Origin of the sequence: Edaphosphingomonas fennica (assembly GCF_003034225.1) — a bacterium.
Classification (GTDB): Bacteria; Pseudomonadota; Alphaproteobacteria; order Sphingomonadales; family Sphingomonadaceae; genus Sphingomonas_E; species Sphingomonas_E fennica.
The window spans coordinates 87,880-105,041 of sequence record NZ_PHHF01000044.1; the positions used below are offsets into that span (position 1 = coordinate 87,880).

Sequence of the window (17,162 nt, forward strand, 5' to 3'; positions counted from 1 at the left end):
TGGCCGAGATGAACCAATATTCCCCCGTCGCCGAAGCCAATCCCTATCAGGACGTCTTCGACAGGCTGCAGGCCCGCGCCCCCGCGCTGGCCCGCACCACCGCCGCCGAACGCATCGCCAAGCTGCGCGCGCTCTACCAGGCCGTCTACGAGCTGCGCGCCGAAATCGGCCAGGCCGGCCATGACGAGCTGGGCATGGACGGCAAGCTCCACCTCATCCCGCTGAAGGAGGAGATCAACTTCTTCTGCGAGCGACTGGAAAGCTGGATGGGCAACGAGGCCGTCGAGGACGTGCCGATGCTCCAGGGGCGCAAGGCCTATATCCACTGGGAACCCAAGGGCGTGGTGCTGCACCTGTCCACCTGGAACTCCCCGGTGCTCATCAGCCTCTCCCCGCTCATCAGCATGATCGCCGCCGGCAACGCCGTGGTGCTGAAGCCGTCCGAGGTGGCGCCGCTTTCCGCCGAGATGGTGCGCCAGGTGATCGAGAAGGCCGGCCTCGCGGATGACGTGGCCGTCATCACCGGCGGCCCGGAAGTGGCGCAGGCGCTGCTGAAGCTGCCGTTCAATCACATCTGCTATGTCGGCAACAACCGCGTCGGCCGGCTGGTGATGGAAGCCGCCGCCCGCCATTTCGCCGGCGTCACGCTGGAAATGGGCGGCAAGAACCCCGCCGTGATCGAACGCGATGCCGATCTGGAGGATGCCGGGTCCAAGATCGCCTTCGTCCGCCACCTGATCGCCGGCCAGGTCTGCCTGTGCCCCGATTATCTGCTGGTCCATGAAAGCATCAAGGATGCCTATGTGGACAAGCTGAAGGAGAAGATCACCGCCTTCTACAATCCGAACGGCGATGGCTTCAAAAGCTCGGAGGATCTGCCGCGCATCGTCAACGAGCGCCACACGCTCCGCATCAAGGCGCTGATCGACGATGCCGTGTCCAAGGGCGCGCGCGTGCTGATGGGCGGCGAGGTGGACCCGGCGACCCGGTTCGTTTCGCCCACCATCCTCGACAATGTGACCGAGGATATGGAAATCTTCCAGGAGGAAGTGTTCGGCCCGGTGCTGACCGTCCACAGCTTCTCCACCCGCGAGGAAGCGGTGAAGGAGATCGCCAAGCGGCCCAAGCCGCTCGGCCTCTATGTCTTCACCCAGGATCGCGAGACCGCCGACTGGTATATCGATCATACCCGTTCGGGCTCGGCCGCCGTCAACAATGCGGCGATCCAGGCGAACATCCCCACCCTGCCCTTCGGCGGCTCGAACCACAGCGGCATCGGCCGGCTGGGCGGCAAGGCCGGCTTCCAGGAATTCTCGAACGGCCGCGCGGTCGTGGAGGATGCGCTGGATCCCGCGCAGGGCGCGCCGATGTTCTACCCGCCCTTCCCGAAGGAAGCGGCGATGTTCGTGGAGCATCTGCTGATGCCCTGATCGGGCCGATATCGCCGGTTCGCCCCATGCCGCCGCCGGTGGCGCCGGGGCGGGCCGGCACCGGCCGGATAGACAGGAGGTTGTCTTGGCCACGCTACTCGAAAGACCAATGGCGCCGGAAACGAGCGATCCTTCGCTTGCGCGTCCGGCGAGCGAGATCCCCCTTGTCTCGGGCGTGCCCTTCCTCGGCAACACGCTGGAAATGGCGAAGGACCCCGCCGCCTTCTTCCTGCGCTGCTATCGCGAATATGGCTCCGTCTTCAAGGTGAAGGTGTTCGGCCGCGAATCCATCGTGATCGCGGGCCCCGAATCCGCCCTGTTCATGACGACGCGGGAGGGCCGCGATGCCCTGCGGTCGAAGGAATATAACCAGGGCGTCGCCGACGAATATGGCGCGACCGAGGTGATCAACGGCGTGGACGGCGAACGCCATGTCCGCCTCCGCACGCTGATGCGCCAGGGCTTCTCGCGCGAGGCGGTGCACGGCCAGTATGACGATCTGGTCCGCATCACCGACAGCGCGATCGCGCGCCGCTGGCAGGTGGGCTCCCGGCTGCCGGTCGTCTCCGCGATCCAGTATATGATCGTCGAGCAGCTCGGCATGATCCTGACCGGCAAGGCGCCGCTCGATTATGTCGAGGATATCCGCTTCGCGATCCTCACCATCCTGAACGTGCTGGTCACGCGCCAGCGGCCGAAGATCATGCTGAAGGACCCCCGCTACAAGCGGGCGCGGGCGCGCGTGGACGAGCTTGGCCACCGGATGATCGCCGATTTCCAGCGCATGCTGGACGAAGGCACCGCGCCGGACAATCTGATCACCGACATCATCCGCGCCAATCGCGACGACAAGGATCTGATGCCGGATCGGAACCTGATCCTCACCGTCACCGGCCCCTATGTCGCTGGCCTCGATACCGCCGCCAACACCATCGCCGCCTGCATATACGGCATCCTGAAGGACCCGGAGATCACGGCGCGCGTGCAGGCCGAGGCGGACGATCTGTTCGCCAAGGAAACGCTGGGCGAGGAGGATATCCGCAAGCTGCCCGTCATCAACGGCGCGGTGATGGAAGCCATGCGGCTCTGGCCGATCGCGGTGGCCCAGATGCGGGCCGCCAATTTCGACTTCGTATATGACGGCTACGTCATCCCCAAGGATTCCATGCTCTATGTCGGCACCAGCGTGCCGCATTTCATGGAGGAATTTTATCCCGATCCGATGCGGTTCGATGTGGACCGCTATCAGCGCCCGCGCGCCGAACACCTCCAGAAGGGCGCCTATTCGCCCTTCGGCCGCGGGCCGCACTCCTGTCTGGGCCAGGGACTTGCCGAGGTGCTGATGGCCATGAGCATCGCGCGCGTGTTCCACCGTTTCGATCTGGCGCTGCCGACGCCGGATTATGTCCTGAAGACCAAGACGGCCCCCAGTCCCGGCCCCGCGATGGATTTCGCGATCCGCATTCTCGGCGAACGCCGCCCCGGCCTCGCCTGAACGAACAGAGGCCCCTCGAAAGGGCCGCGATTGAAAGGAGACGTTTGATGGCAACGGTTCTCGAAAAGCCGACGAATGACGCCAGTCCGGCGCCCAGGGCACGCCCTGCCAGCGAGATTCCGGTGGTCCCCGGCATTCCCTTCCTGGGCAACACGCTGGAAATGGCGAAGGACCCCGCCGCCTTCTTCGTCCGCTGCTATCGCGAACATGGGCCGGTGTTCCGGATCAAGGTGTTCGGCCGCGAATCGATCGTCATCGCCGGGCCGGAATCCGCCACCTTCATGACGACCCGCGAGGGCCGCGACGCGCTCCGCTCGAAGGAATTCTGGGAAGGCCTCATCAAGGAATATGGGGCGACCGAAACCATCACCAGCACCGATGGCGAACGGCACATCAAGCTGCGCACCCTGATGCGCGAAGGCTTCTCGCGCGAGGCGGTGCAGGGCCAGTATGACAATCTGCGCGACATCACCGATCGCGCGATCGGCCGCCGCTGGGATGTCGGCACCGACATCCCCGTGGTCGAGGCGATGCAATATATGGTGGTCGAACAGCTCGGCATGCTGCTCACCGGCCAGGCCCCGCTGGAATATGTGAAGGATATCCGCTTCGCGATCCTCACCATCCTGAACGTGCTGGTCACGCGCCAGCGGCCGAAGATCATGCTGCACGATCCCCGCTTCCGTAAGGCGCGCCGCCGGGTGGAAGAGCTCGGCCACACCATGATCGCCGATTTCCAGCGGAAGGTGGCGGACGGCACCGCGCCCAAGAACCTGATCACGGACATCATCCGCGCCAATTTGGACGACAAGGATATCATGCCGGATCAGAACCTGATCCTCACCGTCACCGGCCCCTATGTCGCCGGGCTCGATACCGCCGCCAACACCATGGCCGCCTGCATCTACGGCGTCCTCAAGAATCCCGAGGTGCTGGCCCGCGTCCAGGCCGAGGCGGACGAGCTGTTCGCCAAGGAAACGCTGAACGAGGACGATATCCGCAAGCTGCCGGTCATCAACGGCGCGGTGATGGAAGCCATGCGGCTCTGGCCGATCGCGGTGGCGCAGATGCGCGTCGCCAATTTCGACTTCGAATATGCGGGCTACACCATCCCCAAGGACGAGATGATCTATATCGGCACCAGCGTGCCGCACTTCATGGAGGAATTCTTCCCTGACGTGAACAAGTTCGATGTGGATCGGTATCAGCGCCCCCGCGCGGAGCATCTTCAGAAGGGAGCCTATTCCCCCTTCGGGCGCGGCCCGCATTCCTGCCTGGGCCAGGGCCTGGCCGAGGTGCTGATGGCGATGAGCATCGCCCGGATCTTCCACCGGCTCGATCTCGCCCTGCCGCATCCGAACTACGAGTTGAAGACCAAGACCGCGCCCACGCCGGGGCCGGCCATGGACTTCGCCGTCAAGGTCATCGGCGAACGGCGGCCCAGCGGCATCTGATCGCGCCTGCGCCTATGCCCCCTTCCCATTGCGGGAGGGGGCATGGGGCTATTTCAGCCAAGGCGCCGGGCGTGCCAGCGCAGATGATCCTCCATGAAGGTGGAGATGAAATAATAGCTGTGGTCATAGCCCGGCTGCATCCGTAGCGTCAGCGGGATGCCGGCGCGATCGCACGCCTCGGCCAGCAGCTCGGGCTTGAGCTGGGTTTCCAGGAAAGCGTCCGCCTCGCCCTGGTCCACCAGCAGCGCATCGACGCGCGCGCCGTCCTCGATCAGGGCCGTCGCGTCATAATCCCGCCAGCGCGCACGATCCGGTCCCAGATAGCCGCCCAGCGCCTTCTCGCCCCAGGGGCAGCGCATGGGCGAGGCGATCGGCGCGAAAGCGGAAATGCTGCGATAGGCGGCCGGATTGCGGAGCCCGATGGTCAGCGCGCCATGGCCGCCCATCGAATGCCCCATGATCGCCTGCGCCCCCATGTCCGCGGGGAAATGCCCGGCAATGAGCCCCGGCAACTCGCGCTCGACATAGCTGCGCATGCGATAATTGGCGGCGAAGGGCGCCTCGGTCGCATCGACATAGAAGCCCGCGCCCAGCCCGAAATCATAGGCGCCGTCGGGATCGTCCGGCACGCTTTCCCCGCGTGGGGACGTATCGGGCGCGACGAAGATCAGGCCCAGTTCCGCGCAGACCCGCCGATATTCCCCCTTCTCGGTGACATTGGCATGGGTGCAGGTGAGGCCGGAAAGATACCACACCACCGGCCGCTTCTCCCCGGCGATCGCCTGCGGCGGCAGGAAGACGGAAAAGGCCATGTCGGTGCCGGTTTCGGCCGAGGCATGGCGATGCACGCTCTGGATACCGCCGAAGCTGCGATTGCTCGACAAGGTTTCGATCGTCATTGCCCGGCCCCTTTTTCAGATTTCCCGATTGCCCCGCCCCGTTAGATGGATTTCCCAACGGATGGAATTGCCGACCGCTCCACGCCTCGGCTGATGGGACGGAGCAATTCCGAAGCGGCGACCATTGGCTGTCGGCGACAGAAAATAGGCCCGCGCGGTCGGAGGTGGGGCGGACAACGCCCTATCGTCACCCCGGGCTTGTTCCGGGGTCCACCGTCAAGCAGGTGATGGCGCCACCGGCTCAAGCCCGAGCGGCACCGCCTGATCATGCCAAGACGGATTATCCCGTTCGATCAGATTCCGTTTCCAGTCCCTTCGCCAGCGCTTGATCTGCTTTTCGCGCAGGATCGCGGCTTCCATCGTGCCAAACGCTTCCCAGTAGACGAAATATTTCACCCCATATCGCTTGGTGAAGCCATCGAACATGCCGTCGCGATGCCGGGCGATGCGGCGCAGAAGATCGGACGTTACGCCGACATACAGCGCGCCGTTGAAGCTGCTGGCGAGGATGTAACCGCAAGGCTGGCGCTCGATCATCAACGCCAATGTCTGCGGCACCATGGACCCCGGAACAAGTCCGGGGTGACGATGGGGTATGCGTGCAGAGCTATGTCCGCAATGCCGACGTCTTTGGAAAGCCACTTTGCCAGACGCCCTATCCGCACCGATGCAGATCAAGGAAACCAGCTTTCCGAAACAGCCCCCCACCCTGCCGGGGTTTACGCAGATTTCACCTCCTCGCGCGATAATCGGCATCGAGGGCCGGCGAATTGCGGGGCAACGGAATGTCGGAAGCGACCAGACGAAGCATGCGGCATGATGTGATCGCGCAGGCCATCCTGCATGTCGCCGGCGAGGCGCCGATGGCCGCCACGCTCTGCAATATCTCCCGCCACGGCATGGTGATCGACAGCCTCGCCTCGCTTTCCAGCCACAGCGATATCCGCATCGAATTGATCGAGGGGCAATTATTGCCGGCCCGGCTGATCTGGCGCGAAGGCTTCAAGGCCGGGCTCGAGCTTGTCGAGCCGCTGCGCGCCAACGATTACTGGCCGCTCCTCGTCGCCCTGGCGACCGACGACGCTTCGGCATCGGACGCCTGCTGAGGCCGCTTGGGGCCGCGCGCGGCAGGCAACTCCATCCCCGGCAGCGGGCAAAAAAAGAGGCCGACCCAAGGGCCGGCCTTTGAAGTTTTTAGGAGAGGATGCCTGAAAGGCCCGTCCTTTTTGCGTCCGCGAACGATATTACGCAAGTGCAAAACTACGAGCCATGGTTGCAAAATATGCAATCTCACCCCATTCCGCCCCATGATCTCGGTATCAGCAAATCAGAAACATGAGTTTGCGTATCGTGAGGTAGATTTTTCTACGCACCCATTGCCCAATATGGGTGCAGATGCTGCAATGCAGCATAAAGCGAATCGCAGCGATATCCTGGAATTCCGGCGCTCCCCGCCGGATTTGCCCGCTCGCCGACATCTGCCCGCTTTTTAGGCACAGCATCCGACACACAGCCGCGGGCGGGCCCGCCGGGCATCAATCCAGCGCGCGGGGAAAGCGCGGTGCGCGCGGGGACGGGGCGGACACTCCGCCGCCCCTCCCCGCCGGGCCCACCGCCGCTGCGATCAGAAGGCGCCGTGGCAGTGCTTATATTTCTGCCCCGATCCGCAGGGGCAGGGCGCGTTGCGGCTGATCTTGCCTTCCCAGTCAGCCGGATCGCTGCCCAGCTCGTCCGCCGCCGATGCGGTGGCGATGGAAAGCGGCGCGATGCGCGTCGTCACCAGGCCGAGCGCCCCCGCATCGATATCGCGGGTATCGTCCTCGCCCGTGAACGGATCGATATGGCTGGTGATGAAGTCCGGCATCGGCGGCAGCTCCGGCGGCGCGCCGAACTGCACATGGCTCAGCATGCGGGTCACGTCCTCGCGGATCGCCACCAGCATCCGTTCGAACAGCGCGAAGGCTTCCTGCTTATATTCGTTGATCGGCGTCTTCTGCGCATAGGCGCGCAGGTGGATCACCGCGCGGAGCGCATCGAGCGTCGCGAGATGCTCCTTCCAATGATGGTCGAGCGACTGGAGCAGCACGCTCTTCTCGACGCTGCGGCGGGTTTCCGGCTCGACCGTGGCGAAACGCTCGGCGATCCGCTCCTCGGCGAGCGCCTGCAGCCGCTCGTTCACCATCTCCGGCTCGACCGCCTCTTCCTTCAGCCAGTCGTCGATCGGCGGCTCCAGGCCCAGCAGCTCGGCAACGCGCGCCTTCAGGCCGGCGAGGTCCCACTGCTCGGGATAGGAATTGGGCGGGCAGGCATCGGCGACGATCGCGTTCACCGTCTCGGCGCGCATGTCGGCGACGACATCGTCCACCGTCTCGGCGTCCATGATGTCGGCGCGCTGCTCATAGACCACCTTGCGCTGGTCGTTCATCACGTCGTCATATTCGACGACCTGCTTGCGGATGTCGTAGTTGCGCGCCTCGACCTTCTTCTGTGCGGTCTCGATCGCCTTCGATATCCACGGGCTGATGATCGCCTCGCCATCGGCGAGGTTCTTGTTCATCATCTTGGCGAACATCGTCTGCGGGCCGAAGATGCGCAGCAGGTCGTCGTCCAGGCTCAGGTAGAAGCGCGAAAGGCCCGGATCGCCCTGGCGGCCCGAACGGCCGCGCAGCTGGTTGTCGATGCGGCGGCTCTCATGCCGTTCGGTGCCGAGCACGAACAGGCCGCCGGCCGCCAGCACGGCTTCCTTCTCCGCCGCGATCTCGGTGCGGATCTCGGCCGCCTTCGCCTCATATTCGGGCGTGCCTTCGACCAGATCCGGATGCTCGTCCAGCATGCGGAATTCCAGGTTGCCGCCCAGCTGGATGTCGGTGCCGCGGCCGGCCATGTTGGTGGCGATCGTCACCGCCTTCAGCCGCCCGGCCTGGGCGACGATATGGGCTTCCTGCTCGTGATAGCGGGCGTTCAGCACCTTGTGGTCGACGCCTTCCTTCTTGAGATATTCGGAAAGCAGCTCCGACTTCTCGATCGAGACGGTGCCCACCAGCACCGGCTGGCCGCGCTCCGCCGCCTCGCGGATCGCCTTGGTGATGGCGCCGAACTTGTCGGTGATGTTCTTGTAGAATTCGTCGTCCTGGTCGATGCGGCGAACCGGCAGGTTCGTCGGGATCGTGACGACGTTCATCTTGTAGATCTGGTAGAATTCGCCCGCCTCGGTGGCGGCGGTGCCGGTCATGCCGCCCAGCTTGGGATACATGCGGAAATAATTCTGGAAGGTGATCGAGGCGAGCGTCTGGTTCTCCGGCTCGATCTTCACGCCTTCCTTGGCTTCCACCGCCTGGTGGAGCCCGTCGGACCAACGGCGCCCGTCCATCATGCGGCCGGTGAACTCGTCGATGATGACGACCTTGCCGTCCTTCACGATATAGTCGGTATCGCGCTTGAACACGACGTTGGCGCGCAGCGCCTGGTTCAGGTGGTGGACGACCTGCGTATTCTCGAAATCGTAAAGGTTGGCGCCTTCCAGCAGCCCCGCCGCTTCCAGCAGCCGCTCGATCCGCTCGGTGCCGTCTTCGGTGAGCGTCACCGATTTCTGCTTCTCGTCGAGCTCGTAATCCTCCGGCGTCACCTGCTTCACGATGGCGTCGACGGCCAGATAAAGCTCGGACTTGTCGTCGGTCGGGCCGGAGATGATCAGCGGCGTGCGCGCCTCGTCGATCAGGATCGAATCGACCTCGTCGACGATGGCGTAGGCGAAGGGCCGCTGCACCATCATCCCGCGATCATATTTCATGTTGTCGCGCAGATAATCGAAACCGAATTCGTTGTTCGTGCCGTAGGTGATGTCCGCCGCATAGGCATCGCGCCGCTGCTGGTCAGAAAGGTTGGGCACGATCACGCCCACGCTCAGCCCCAGGAAGCGATAGACCTGGCCCATCCACTCGGCATCGCGGCTGGCGAGATAGTCGTTGACGGTGACGACATGGACGCCCTTGCCGTCCAGCGCGTTCAGATAGGTGGCGAGCGTCGCCACCAGCGTCTTGCCCTCGCCCGTCCGCATCTCGGCGATCTCGCCGCGATGGAGGACGATGCCGCCGATCAGCTGCACGTCATAATGCCGCTGGCCGAGCACGCGCTTGGCCGCCTCGCGCACGGTGGCGAAGGCTTCGGGCAGGATATCGTCCAGCGTCTCGCCGGCGGCGAGGCGGCCTTTCAGCACCACCGTCTGGTTCTTCAGCGCTTCATCGTCCAGCGCGGAAATCTGGGGCTCCAGCGCGTTGATCTTCGCGACGATGGAACGCAGCGACTTCACGTAACGGTCGTTGGACGATCCGAAAATGGCCTTGGCGAGTCCGCCCAGCATGGTGATTCCTGTTCGTTGAAATTGGCAGATGCGGGGCCGGAAGGGCCGGCCCGAGGCGCCTTTCGGCGCATGAAACCGGGGAACGGCCGCGCCAGCGCGCCGGCCGTCGACGCCGGGCGCGTTATTCGCGCCGGCGCTCGCTCACGCGGAAGGGATCGGGCGCGGGGGCCGTGACGATCGCGAAAGCGCGCACGGACAGAATCGTCGCGAGCGCGGCGACGGCCGCCAGGACGACGGGCGCCCGGACGGCGGCCTCGGCCAATTCCTCCGCGATCACCGTCACCTCGGCGCTGGCGCGCTCCAGGCTCGACGGCGCAGCCACCCGATCGCCGGAGATCACCCCGGTCAGGCCGCTCAACAGCGCGGAGAGGAAAAGCAGAAGCTGCAAGGACGATCCCATAGTTGCGAAGCGCACCACATAGGTGCTCCCGGCCCGTCCGTCCAACCGAAATCGAAAGGACAGGCCGTCCTTCGCGCAACGAAGCGCTACTTCGATATTACTTCAGCGCGGCGCCGGGGTGCCGCGCTCAGCCTCGGCCGACGCCGCCCCGCCCCCGGTCTCCACGGCATCCTCCACCGTCAGCGAATTGCGGAACGTGACATGTTTGCGCACGGGCTTGCCCGCCGCATCCCGGAACGGCTCCATGCGCACCCTCTCGGATCCGCCGCAGGGATCGGCGCCCGGTGCGGCACCGCTTCCCCACGCCACCTTGCAATTCTCGATCAATCCCGCTTCGGAAACGTCATATTCGTAGATGAACGAATAAGGCTGGGGAGCCCCCAGCTTGATTCGCTCCCCCTCATCGTCTTTTGGCAGCTGCCAGCGGACACGCCGCGAATAGACCGATGAAACCGGCTGCCCCATCTGATCCCTGGCCGGTTCGAACCGGCCGCGCAGCAGCAGCAGATTGCAGGTGGTATCGTCCAGCAGCTTGTGGCCGCTGGATACGGTGACCGCGCAGCCGGAAGGCCGCCCCTCGGCCGAAATTCTAAGCTGGACGGCCGTCATCCCCTCCATCCCCGCGCGCAGGGCTTCGAACGGATAATCCTCGGTCGTCACCCAGGTCAGGGTATCGCCAACCTCTTTCGGTTCCACCGCCACCAGCGCGACGGCGCCCGACATCGTCAACAGCAATGACAGCAAATCCGTGTCCCCCCGAACATTCCCGCCATTCCCTACCAAGGCGACGGCCAATGGCAATGAGCGCCCTTCTATCGCGGGCGGACTCGCATTATGGCGCGCCCATGGAAAAATCGCCCCTCGCCCCCGCCGCCTTCCCCCTCCTGCCGTCGATCGCCGGCGTCCGCCCGGCGGTGGCGCGCGCGCGATACAAGGCGTGGGACCGCTGCGACCTCACCTTCGTGGCGCTGGACGAGGGCACGGCGGTGGCCGGCGTGACGACGAAGAGCCTCTGCCCTTCGCCCGAGGTCGAATGGTGCCGCGCCGCGCTGCCGCTGGGCCGCGCCAGGGCGCTGGTGGTGAATGCCGGCAATTCCAACGCCTTCACCGGCCATCGCGGCCGCGCGGCGGTGGAGGCGATCGCCGCCAGGGTGGCGGGCGCGATCGGCTGCGCGCCCTCGGACGTGTTCGTCGCCTCCACCGGCGTGATCGGCGTGCCGCTGCCCATCGACAAGGCCGAGGCCGGGATCGATGCCGCCCTCGCCGCGCCGGAAGCCTCGTGGGAGGAAGCCGCCGCCACGATCATGACGACGGATACCTTCCCCAAGGCCGCCGCGACGCGCGTCGTGATCGGCGATCGCACCGTCGATCTCGTCGGCATCATCAAGGGTTCCGGCATGATCGCGCCGGACATGGCGACCATGCTCGGCTTCATCTTCACCGATGCCGCGATCGAACCCGCCTTCCTCCAGCAGATGCTGAACGCCGCCAACGGCCGCAGCTTCTCCTGCATCACCGTGGATGGCGATACCTCCACGTCGGATACCGTGCTGGCCTTCGCTACGGCCAAGGCGGGCAACGCGCCGCTCGCTTCGTTCGACGATGCCGGGGCCGATGCCTTCCAGGCGGCGCTCACCGATCTCTGCACCCAGCTCGCCCAGCTCGTCGTGCGCGACGGCGAGGGCGCGTCCAAGTTCATCGGCATCACCGTGGAAGGCGCGGTTTCCGACGAAAGCGCGCGGCGCATCGCGCTTTCCATCGCCAACTCCCCGCTGGTGAAGACCGCCATCGCCGGGGAGGACGCCAATTGGGGCCGCGTCGTCATGGCGGTGGGCAAGGCGGGCGAGCCGGCCGAGCGCGACCGGCTGGCCATCCGCTTCGGCGCCACCCAGGTCGCCCGCGACGGGCTGGCGGTGGAAGGCTATGACGAGGCCCCCGTCGCCGCCCACCTGAAGGGACAGGAAATCGAGATCGGCGTGGAGCTTGGCCTGGGGGACGGGCGCGCCACGGTCTGGACCTGCGATCTCACCCATGGTTACATCGCGATCAACGCCGATTATCGGAGCTGACCCGATGCTGACGATCTGGGGAAGGCCCAATTCCCACAATGTGAAGAAGGTGGTCTGGTTCGCCGAGGAGATCGGCCGCCCCTTTGTCCGCCTGAATATCGGCGGCGCCTTCGGCATCACCGACAGCTATCGGGAGATGAACCCCAACGCCCTCATCCCCACCATCGAGGATGACGGGCTGGTGCTATGGGAATCGAACGCCATCCTCCGCTATCTGGCCGCCAGATATGGCGAAGGGACGCTATGGCCGGCCGATCCCGCCGTCCGCGCCCGCGGCGACAAGTGGATGGACTGGCAGTTCGGCTATGCCGATGCCCAGCGGGATGCCTTCCTCAACCTCGTCCGCCATTCGCCGGAAGAACGGGATGCGGCCGCGATCGCCCGATCGGCCGAGGCCACGGCGACGATGATGGCGATCCTCAATCAGGCGCTGGCCGATCGCCCCTGGCTGTCGGGCGACAATTTCGGCGTGGGCGACGTGCCGATGGGCGTCTATGCCCATAGCTGGTTCGCCCTGGATATCGAACGTCCGGCCATGCCCCATGTCGAGGACTGGTATGCCCGGCTGCGCGAACGGCCCGGCTATGCCGCCCATGTGATGATCCCGCTGACCTGACGGGGCGGCGTCAGGACGGCGTGGCGGGCGCCGTCTCCCCCGCCGCCTGCCCAGTCATCGCCTCGCACAGCGCCCCGGCCATGCCGGCGCGCGGATCGCCCCCGTCCTTCCGCCCGTGCGGCCGGATCACGGCGACATGATAGATTTCCCGCGCGGCGGCGATGTCGGTGAGGCTGAAGGAAAGCGTGGCGTTCCGGTGCCGTCGGTCGCGGCTAGGCGCATCGGCCCAGCGGCCGTTCACCGCCTCAGCCCCGGCATCGGGCGTCGCCGCCTCGTGGATGAACAGGTTGGTGCCGGCCGATCGATCCGAAAACGCGACCTGCGCGAGATAGGCCGGATGGGCATCGTCCGCGCGGAAGCCCATGCCGGCAAGGCATCCGGCCACCGTGTCGCCAAGGTCGCCGGCCTGATCCAGCCGGAAGCCCGCCCCGGACGCCGCCGGCAGCGCGCCGGTCTGCACGATGCGCATCCGTGGAGCCCCGCCGCAGCCCGCAAGCAGCAGGGAAAGGCCCAGCAACGCCCCGAAATGCCTGTTGATTGTCATGAGCCTCCGATAGCGCCTTCCGGCACCTCTCGCCAGTTCGCCGTCGTTGCGATCAGCCCCAATATCCCTGCGCCGGCGGATGCATCGTGCCGCCGGTGAAGACGAAGCCCGGCGCGCGATCCTTCGCCAGCAGCAATGGACCGTCCAGATCCACCCAGCGCGCGCCCTGCGCCGCGAGGAAGGCCGGCGCGATGCCGAGCGAGGTGGAAAGCATGCAGCCCACCATGATCTCCAGCCCCGCCGCGCGCGCTTCGGCGGTCAGCGCCAGCGCCTCGGTGAGGCCGCCCGCCTTGTCCAGCTTGATGTTCACCGCCTGATAGCGGTCGATGCACCGCGCCAGATCGGCGCGATCCTGGCAGCTTTCATCCGCGCAGAGCGGGATCGGGGAACGGATGCCGTCCAGCAGCGCATCCTCCCCCGCCTTCACCGGCTGCTCGATCAGCTCCACGCCATAAGGCAGCAGGGCGGCCGCTTCCGCCGCCACGTCCCGCCCGGTCCAGGCTTCGTTGGCATCCACGATCAGCCGGGCCGCGGGCGCCCCCCGCCGCACCGCCGCCACCCGGTCCAGATCGCCCACGCCCGCCAGCTTGAGCTTGAGCAGCGGATGCCGGTCCGCCGCCGCGCGGGCGTCCGCCTCCATCCGCGCCGGTTCGCCGAGCGAGATGGTATAGGCGGTCAACAGTGGCGCGGGCGGCGCCAGCCCGGCGATCGCCCATGCGGGCCTGCCCGTCCTCCGCGCTTCCAGATCCCACAGCGCCGCATCCACCGCGTTGCGCGCCGCGCCGCGCGGCATCAGCATCTGGATCGCCGCGCGATCGGCGCCCGCCTCGATCGCGTCCGCCGCCGCCATCACCTGCGCCGCCACGCTCTCCGCGCTTTCGCCGTGATAATAAATGGCGGTCGCCTCGCCCCGGCCGACATGGCCGTCCGCCGCGATCTCGGCAATGACGACATCGACATGGGTCTTGGCGCCGCGCGCGATGGTGAAGGCGCCCGCCACCGGCCAGCGTTCGATCCGCGCGGAAAGGCGCGGGGTGCTTTTTTCGGTCATGGTCCTCAGGTGAGTGTCGAGGGTTCGTCCGTGCCGCGGCGCGGGATGGGCCGCGGCGTCCGCGCCGGCCACAGGCGCCTGGGCAGGATGCGCGCGCTCCTGTCGAACGCGGCCTTCACGTCCGTCCGGGTGAGGAAGGCCACCCAGAGCCCGCGCAGCCGCGATCCCGCCGGCGCCCAGATCGCCTCGTCCGGCTGGAACTGGTCGGCGATGGCGGCCGTGCCGTCCGGGGTGGCGAGGGTGGCCACCGCGATCTTCGCGGCGTCGTCGGCGCGGCCGGCGCAGAGCAGCGCCTCGATGGCGGCGGCCTCATTGTCGGCGGAACCGGCGATCAGCCCGTCGGCGATCGGCTTCGCCTCGCCCCCGCGCCCCATGGTGGAAAGCGCGCATACCTCCGTCCGCCGCAGCCAGGCGCGGCCCCATTTGCTGATCGTATCGCCGCTGGATGCCTGGGCGGCGCGCGCCACCGCCAGCGCCTCCGCCGGCCGGGCCGCCTCGTCCAGCAGCTCCGCCAGGCCGACGAGGCCGGAAACGCTGGACGGCGTCTTCGCGGGATCGATCGTCGTGAACGGCCGCAGCCGCTCGATCGCGCCCGCCCGGTCGCCTTCGGCGGCCAGCGCCTGCGCGTGGTAGCGCACGCTCGCCACCGCATCGTCGCTCATGCCGTCGACCACGGCCACCTTCTCGCCAAGCTCGATCGCTTCCGGATAGCGGCCGAGCAGGATGAAGGCGCGGATGGCGTCGCGGCGCGTGCGATCGTCATTCTCGCTGCGGGTGAAGGCTTCCAGCCGGCCCAGCGCGAAGCGATCGATCGCCAGCCCCGAATGATCGCCCAGCCGCGCCTCGATCGCCGGCCAGAGCGGCTCGTAAAGCCGTTCGGTCGCCATGGTGACGAGGATTTCGGGCATGGCGATGCGCGGCAAAAACGCCTCGGCCTCGGGCAGCCGCCGATCGGCCAGCAACGCCTCTATCGCGCCCTGCGCCACGCTTTCCCGCATGTCCGGCTCGTCCGCCGGCTGCCAGTCGGCCCGCGCCAGCGCCACGAACAGGCGCTTGCGGCCGGCAAGATCGTGCCGCTCCCCCAGATCCTGCAGGATGCCGCGCGCCAGCACGCCGTTGATCGAGCCCAGGCCGTCGGGCGCCTGTTCGGCCAGCGCCGTCAGCCGGCGGGCGGCCTCGGGCATGTCGTCCAGCTGCGCGGCGACGAACACGCCCACCGCGCGCACCGACGGATTGTCCGGCTCCGACGCCGCCATTTCCTTGTAGATGCCCGGAATCTCGTCGCCCCGCCCCACCGGCCCCAGGCAGGAGATGCGCAGGATCTGCACGGCGTTGCGCTGCCTGCCGGTCATGTCCGCGACAAGCGGATCGAGGATCGCCAGCGCCCCCGCGCAATCGCCCTGCTGCAAGCGGGCAACCGCCGCCGTCAGCCCCTGCTCCCGGCCGGGCTCGCCGCCCGCGGCCGGCGGATCGATCCGGGCCGGGCGGGATGCCTCCGCCGGCATCGGCGCCAACAGGCAGGCGACGGCGATGGCCGGCGGCAGAAGCGCGCCGATGCCGGTGCGGCCCCGCCCCATCAGGCGTGCCCGCTCAACGGCGCGCGGCGATCAGGCGCGATCGTCATGCGCGGCCATCCAGTCGATGACCACCGGTGCGATGATCTCCCGCCAGCGCCGGCCGTTGAAGATGCCGTAATGGCCGACGCCCTCGGCCATATAATATTTCTTCAGCGCGTCCGGCAGGCCGGTGGAGATGGTGAGCGCGGCCTTCGTCTGGCCGATGCCGGAAATATCGTCCCGCTCGCCTTCCACGGCCAGCACCGCGATGTCCTTGATCGCGGCGGGATCGACCTTGCGGCCCCGGTGCATCATCCGCCCGTCCGGCAGGGCATGGTCCTGGAACACGACATCGATCGTCTGCAGGTAGAATTCGGCATCCATGTCGCAGACGGAACGATATTCGTCGTAGAAGGCCTTGGTCGCGTCCGCGCTGTCGCCGTCGCCGTCCACCAGATGCTTGAACATCGTCCAGTGGCTGATCAGGTGGTTGCCGAGGTTCATCGCCATGAAGCCGGTGAGCTGGAGGAAGCCGGGATAGACCCGCCGCCCGGCGCCCGGATAATAAAAGGGCACCGTCACGATCACATTCTGTTCGAACCAGCTATGCGGCCGTTGCGTGGCGACGGTGTTCACCTCCGTCGGCGCCTTGCGCGTGTCGATCGGCCCGCCCATCATCGTCAGCGTGCGCGGCCGGGCGGGATTATCGTCCTCCGACATCAGGCAGGCGGCGGCATAGCAGGGCACCGAAGGCTGGCAGACCGCCAGCATATGCGCGCCGGGGCCGATATACTCCAGGAATTCCACGATATAATCGACATAGTCGTCGAGGTCGAACAACCCTTCCGACAACGGCACCATCTTCGCGTCGCGCCAGTCGGTGATGTAGACGTCATGGTCCGGCAGCATCCGTTCCACGGTGCCGCGCAGCAGCGTGGCATAGTGGCCGGACATCGGCGCCACGATCAGCAGCTTGCGCCCGCCCTTCACGCCCTTGCGCGCGAAATGCTTGAGCTGGCCGAACGGCTTGCGCAGCACGATCTCTTCCGAAACCGGCACCGTCTTGCCGTCCACGATCGTGCTGGTGAAGCCGAAGGCGGGCTTGCCGCGCGGCGCGGCGGCATGGGCGAAGACATCCAGCCCCGATGCCATCACCGGTCCGAAAGCCGTGTAGGACAAGGGATTGGCCGGATTCTGCATCCATTCCGCCCCCATATTGGCGAGCGAGCTTGCGCCCGCCAGCAGGGTGCGCTGCATTTCATAGGCGTTGTACAACATCAGATACAGA

15 protein-coding genes are annotated in these 17,162 nt (G+C 66.6%); 6 read left to right on the forward strand and 9 right to left on the reverse strand.

Annotation, left to right across the window (positions count from 1 at the left end; all coding sequences use genetic code 11):
• The first annotated feature begins 8 nt into the window (after positions 1-8).
• From CV103_RS10805 to CV103_RS10815, 3 genes are all read left to right on the forward strand, one after another.
• Positions 9-1,430 (forward strand): aldehyde dehydrogenase family protein, encoded by a 1,422-nt coding sequence (locus CV103_RS10805; protein ID WP_107394957.1) that lies wholly within the window; start codon positions 9-11, stop codon positions 1,428-1,430.
• Positions 1,431-1,515: 85 nt separating this feature from the next.
• Positions 1,516-2,925, forward strand: coding sequence for a cytochrome P450 (locus CV103_RS10810; protein WP_107394920.1), 1,410 nt, complete (start codon positions 1,516-1,518; stop codon positions 2,923-2,925).
• Between the two features lie 47 nt (positions 2,926-2,972).
• Positions 2,973-4,379 carry a cytochrome P450 gene (locus CV103_RS10815; RefSeq protein ID WP_070933491.1) on the forward strand — a complete coding sequence of 469 codons (1,407 nt, stop codon included), beginning with the start codon at positions 2,973-2,975 and terminating at the stop codon, positions 4,377-4,379.
• A 53-nt stretch (positions 4,380-4,432) separates the two neighbouring features.
• Here the strand turns inward: CV103_RS10815 and fghA are convergent, their stop codons facing one another.
• Positions 4,433-5,278 carry an S-formylglutathione hydrolase gene (gene fghA, locus CV103_RS10820; RefSeq protein WP_281258478.1) on the reverse strand — a complete coding sequence of 282 codons (846 nt, stop codon included), beginning with the start codon at positions 5,276-5,278 and terminating at the stop codon, positions 4,433-4,435.
• Between the two features lie 216 nt (positions 5,279-5,494).
• Positions 5,495-5,839: a GIY-YIG nuclease family protein gene (locus CV103_RS10825; protein WP_245896773.1), complete on the reverse strand. Its 345-nt coding sequence runs from the start codon at positions 5,837-5,839 to the stop codon at positions 5,495-5,497.
• A gap of 248 nt (positions 5,840-6,087) precedes the next feature.
• Here CV103_RS10825 and CV103_RS10830 point away from each other — a divergent pair, with 248 nt between their 5' ends.
• On the forward strand, positions 6,088-6,384 hold the full coding sequence (locus CV103_RS10830) for a PilZ domain-containing protein (protein ID WP_015459938.1): 297 nt from the start codon (positions 6,088-6,090) through the stop codon (positions 6,382-6,384).
• Positions 6,385-6,902: 518 nt separating this feature from the next.
• On the opposite strand, the gene secA is transcribed toward CV103_RS10830, so the two are convergent.
• The 3 genes from secA to CV103_RS10850 form a co-directional block, all read right to left on the reverse strand.
• The gene (gene secA, locus CV103_RS10840; RefSeq protein WP_015459937.1) at positions 6,903-9,638 is read right to left on the reverse strand and encodes a preprotein translocase subunit SecA; all 2,736 of its coding nucleotides are present in this window, start codon (positions 9,636-9,638) and stop codon (positions 6,903-6,905) included.
• 121 nt (positions 9,639-9,759) lie between these two features.
• Positions 9,760-10,026, reverse strand: a complete 267-nt coding sequence (locus tag CV103_RS22425; RefSeq protein WP_015459936.1) for a hypothetical protein — start codon at positions 10,024-10,026, stop codon at positions 9,760-9,762.
• A gap of 114 nt (positions 10,027-10,140) precedes the next feature.
• Positions 10,141-10,773, reverse strand: a complete 633-nt coding sequence (locus CV103_RS10850; protein ID WP_107394923.1) for an energy transducer TonB — start codon at positions 10,771-10,773, stop codon at positions 10,141-10,143.
• A 110-nt stretch (positions 10,774-10,883) separates the two neighbouring features.
• Here CV103_RS10850 and argJ point away from each other — a divergent pair, with 110 nt between their 5' ends.
• Positions 10,884-12,107, forward strand: a complete 1,224-nt coding sequence (gene argJ, locus CV103_RS10855; protein WP_107394960.1) for a bifunctional glutamate N-acetyltransferase/amino-acid acetyltransferase ArgJ — start codon at positions 10,884-10,886, stop codon at positions 12,105-12,107.
• 4 nt (positions 12,108-12,111) lie between these two features.
• Entirely contained in the window at positions 12,112-12,723 is a 612-nt protein-coding gene (locus tag CV103_RS10860) for a glutathione S-transferase family protein (RefSeq protein WP_107394924.1), read from the forward strand.
• A gap of 10 nt (positions 12,724-12,733) precedes the next feature.
• Here the strand turns inward: CV103_RS10860 and CV103_RS10865 are convergent, their stop codons facing one another.
• Genes CV103_RS10865 through CV103_RS10880 form a run of 4 tightly spaced genes read right to left on the reverse strand, consistent with a single transcriptional unit; the run spans position 12,734 to position 17,152 of the window.
• Positions 12,734-13,267 (reverse strand): hypothetical protein, encoded by a 534-nt coding sequence (locus CV103_RS10865; protein ID WP_146163411.1) that lies wholly within the window; start codon positions 13,265-13,267, stop codon positions 12,734-12,736.
• A gap of 52 nt (positions 13,268-13,319) precedes the next feature.
• A complete protein-coding gene (gene dgcA / locus CV103_RS10870; protein WP_107394961.1) occupies positions 13,320-14,318 on the reverse strand; it encodes an N-acetyl-D-Glu racemase DgcA in 999 nt (332 codons plus the stop codon).
• A 5-nt stretch (positions 14,319-14,323) separates the two neighbouring features.
• Complete coding sequence (locus CV103_RS10875) at positions 14,324-15,895, reverse strand: hypothetical protein (RefSeq protein ID WP_107394926.1); 1,572 nt, start codon at positions 15,893-15,895, stop codon at positions 14,324-14,326.
• A 30-nt stretch (positions 15,896-15,925) separates the two neighbouring features.
• Positions 15,926-17,152, reverse strand: coding sequence for a polyhydroxyalkanoate depolymerase (locus tag CV103_RS10880; RefSeq protein WP_107394927.1), 1,227 nt, complete (start codon positions 17,150-17,152; stop codon positions 15,926-15,928).
• Positions 17,153-17,162: the final 10 nt, after the last annotated feature.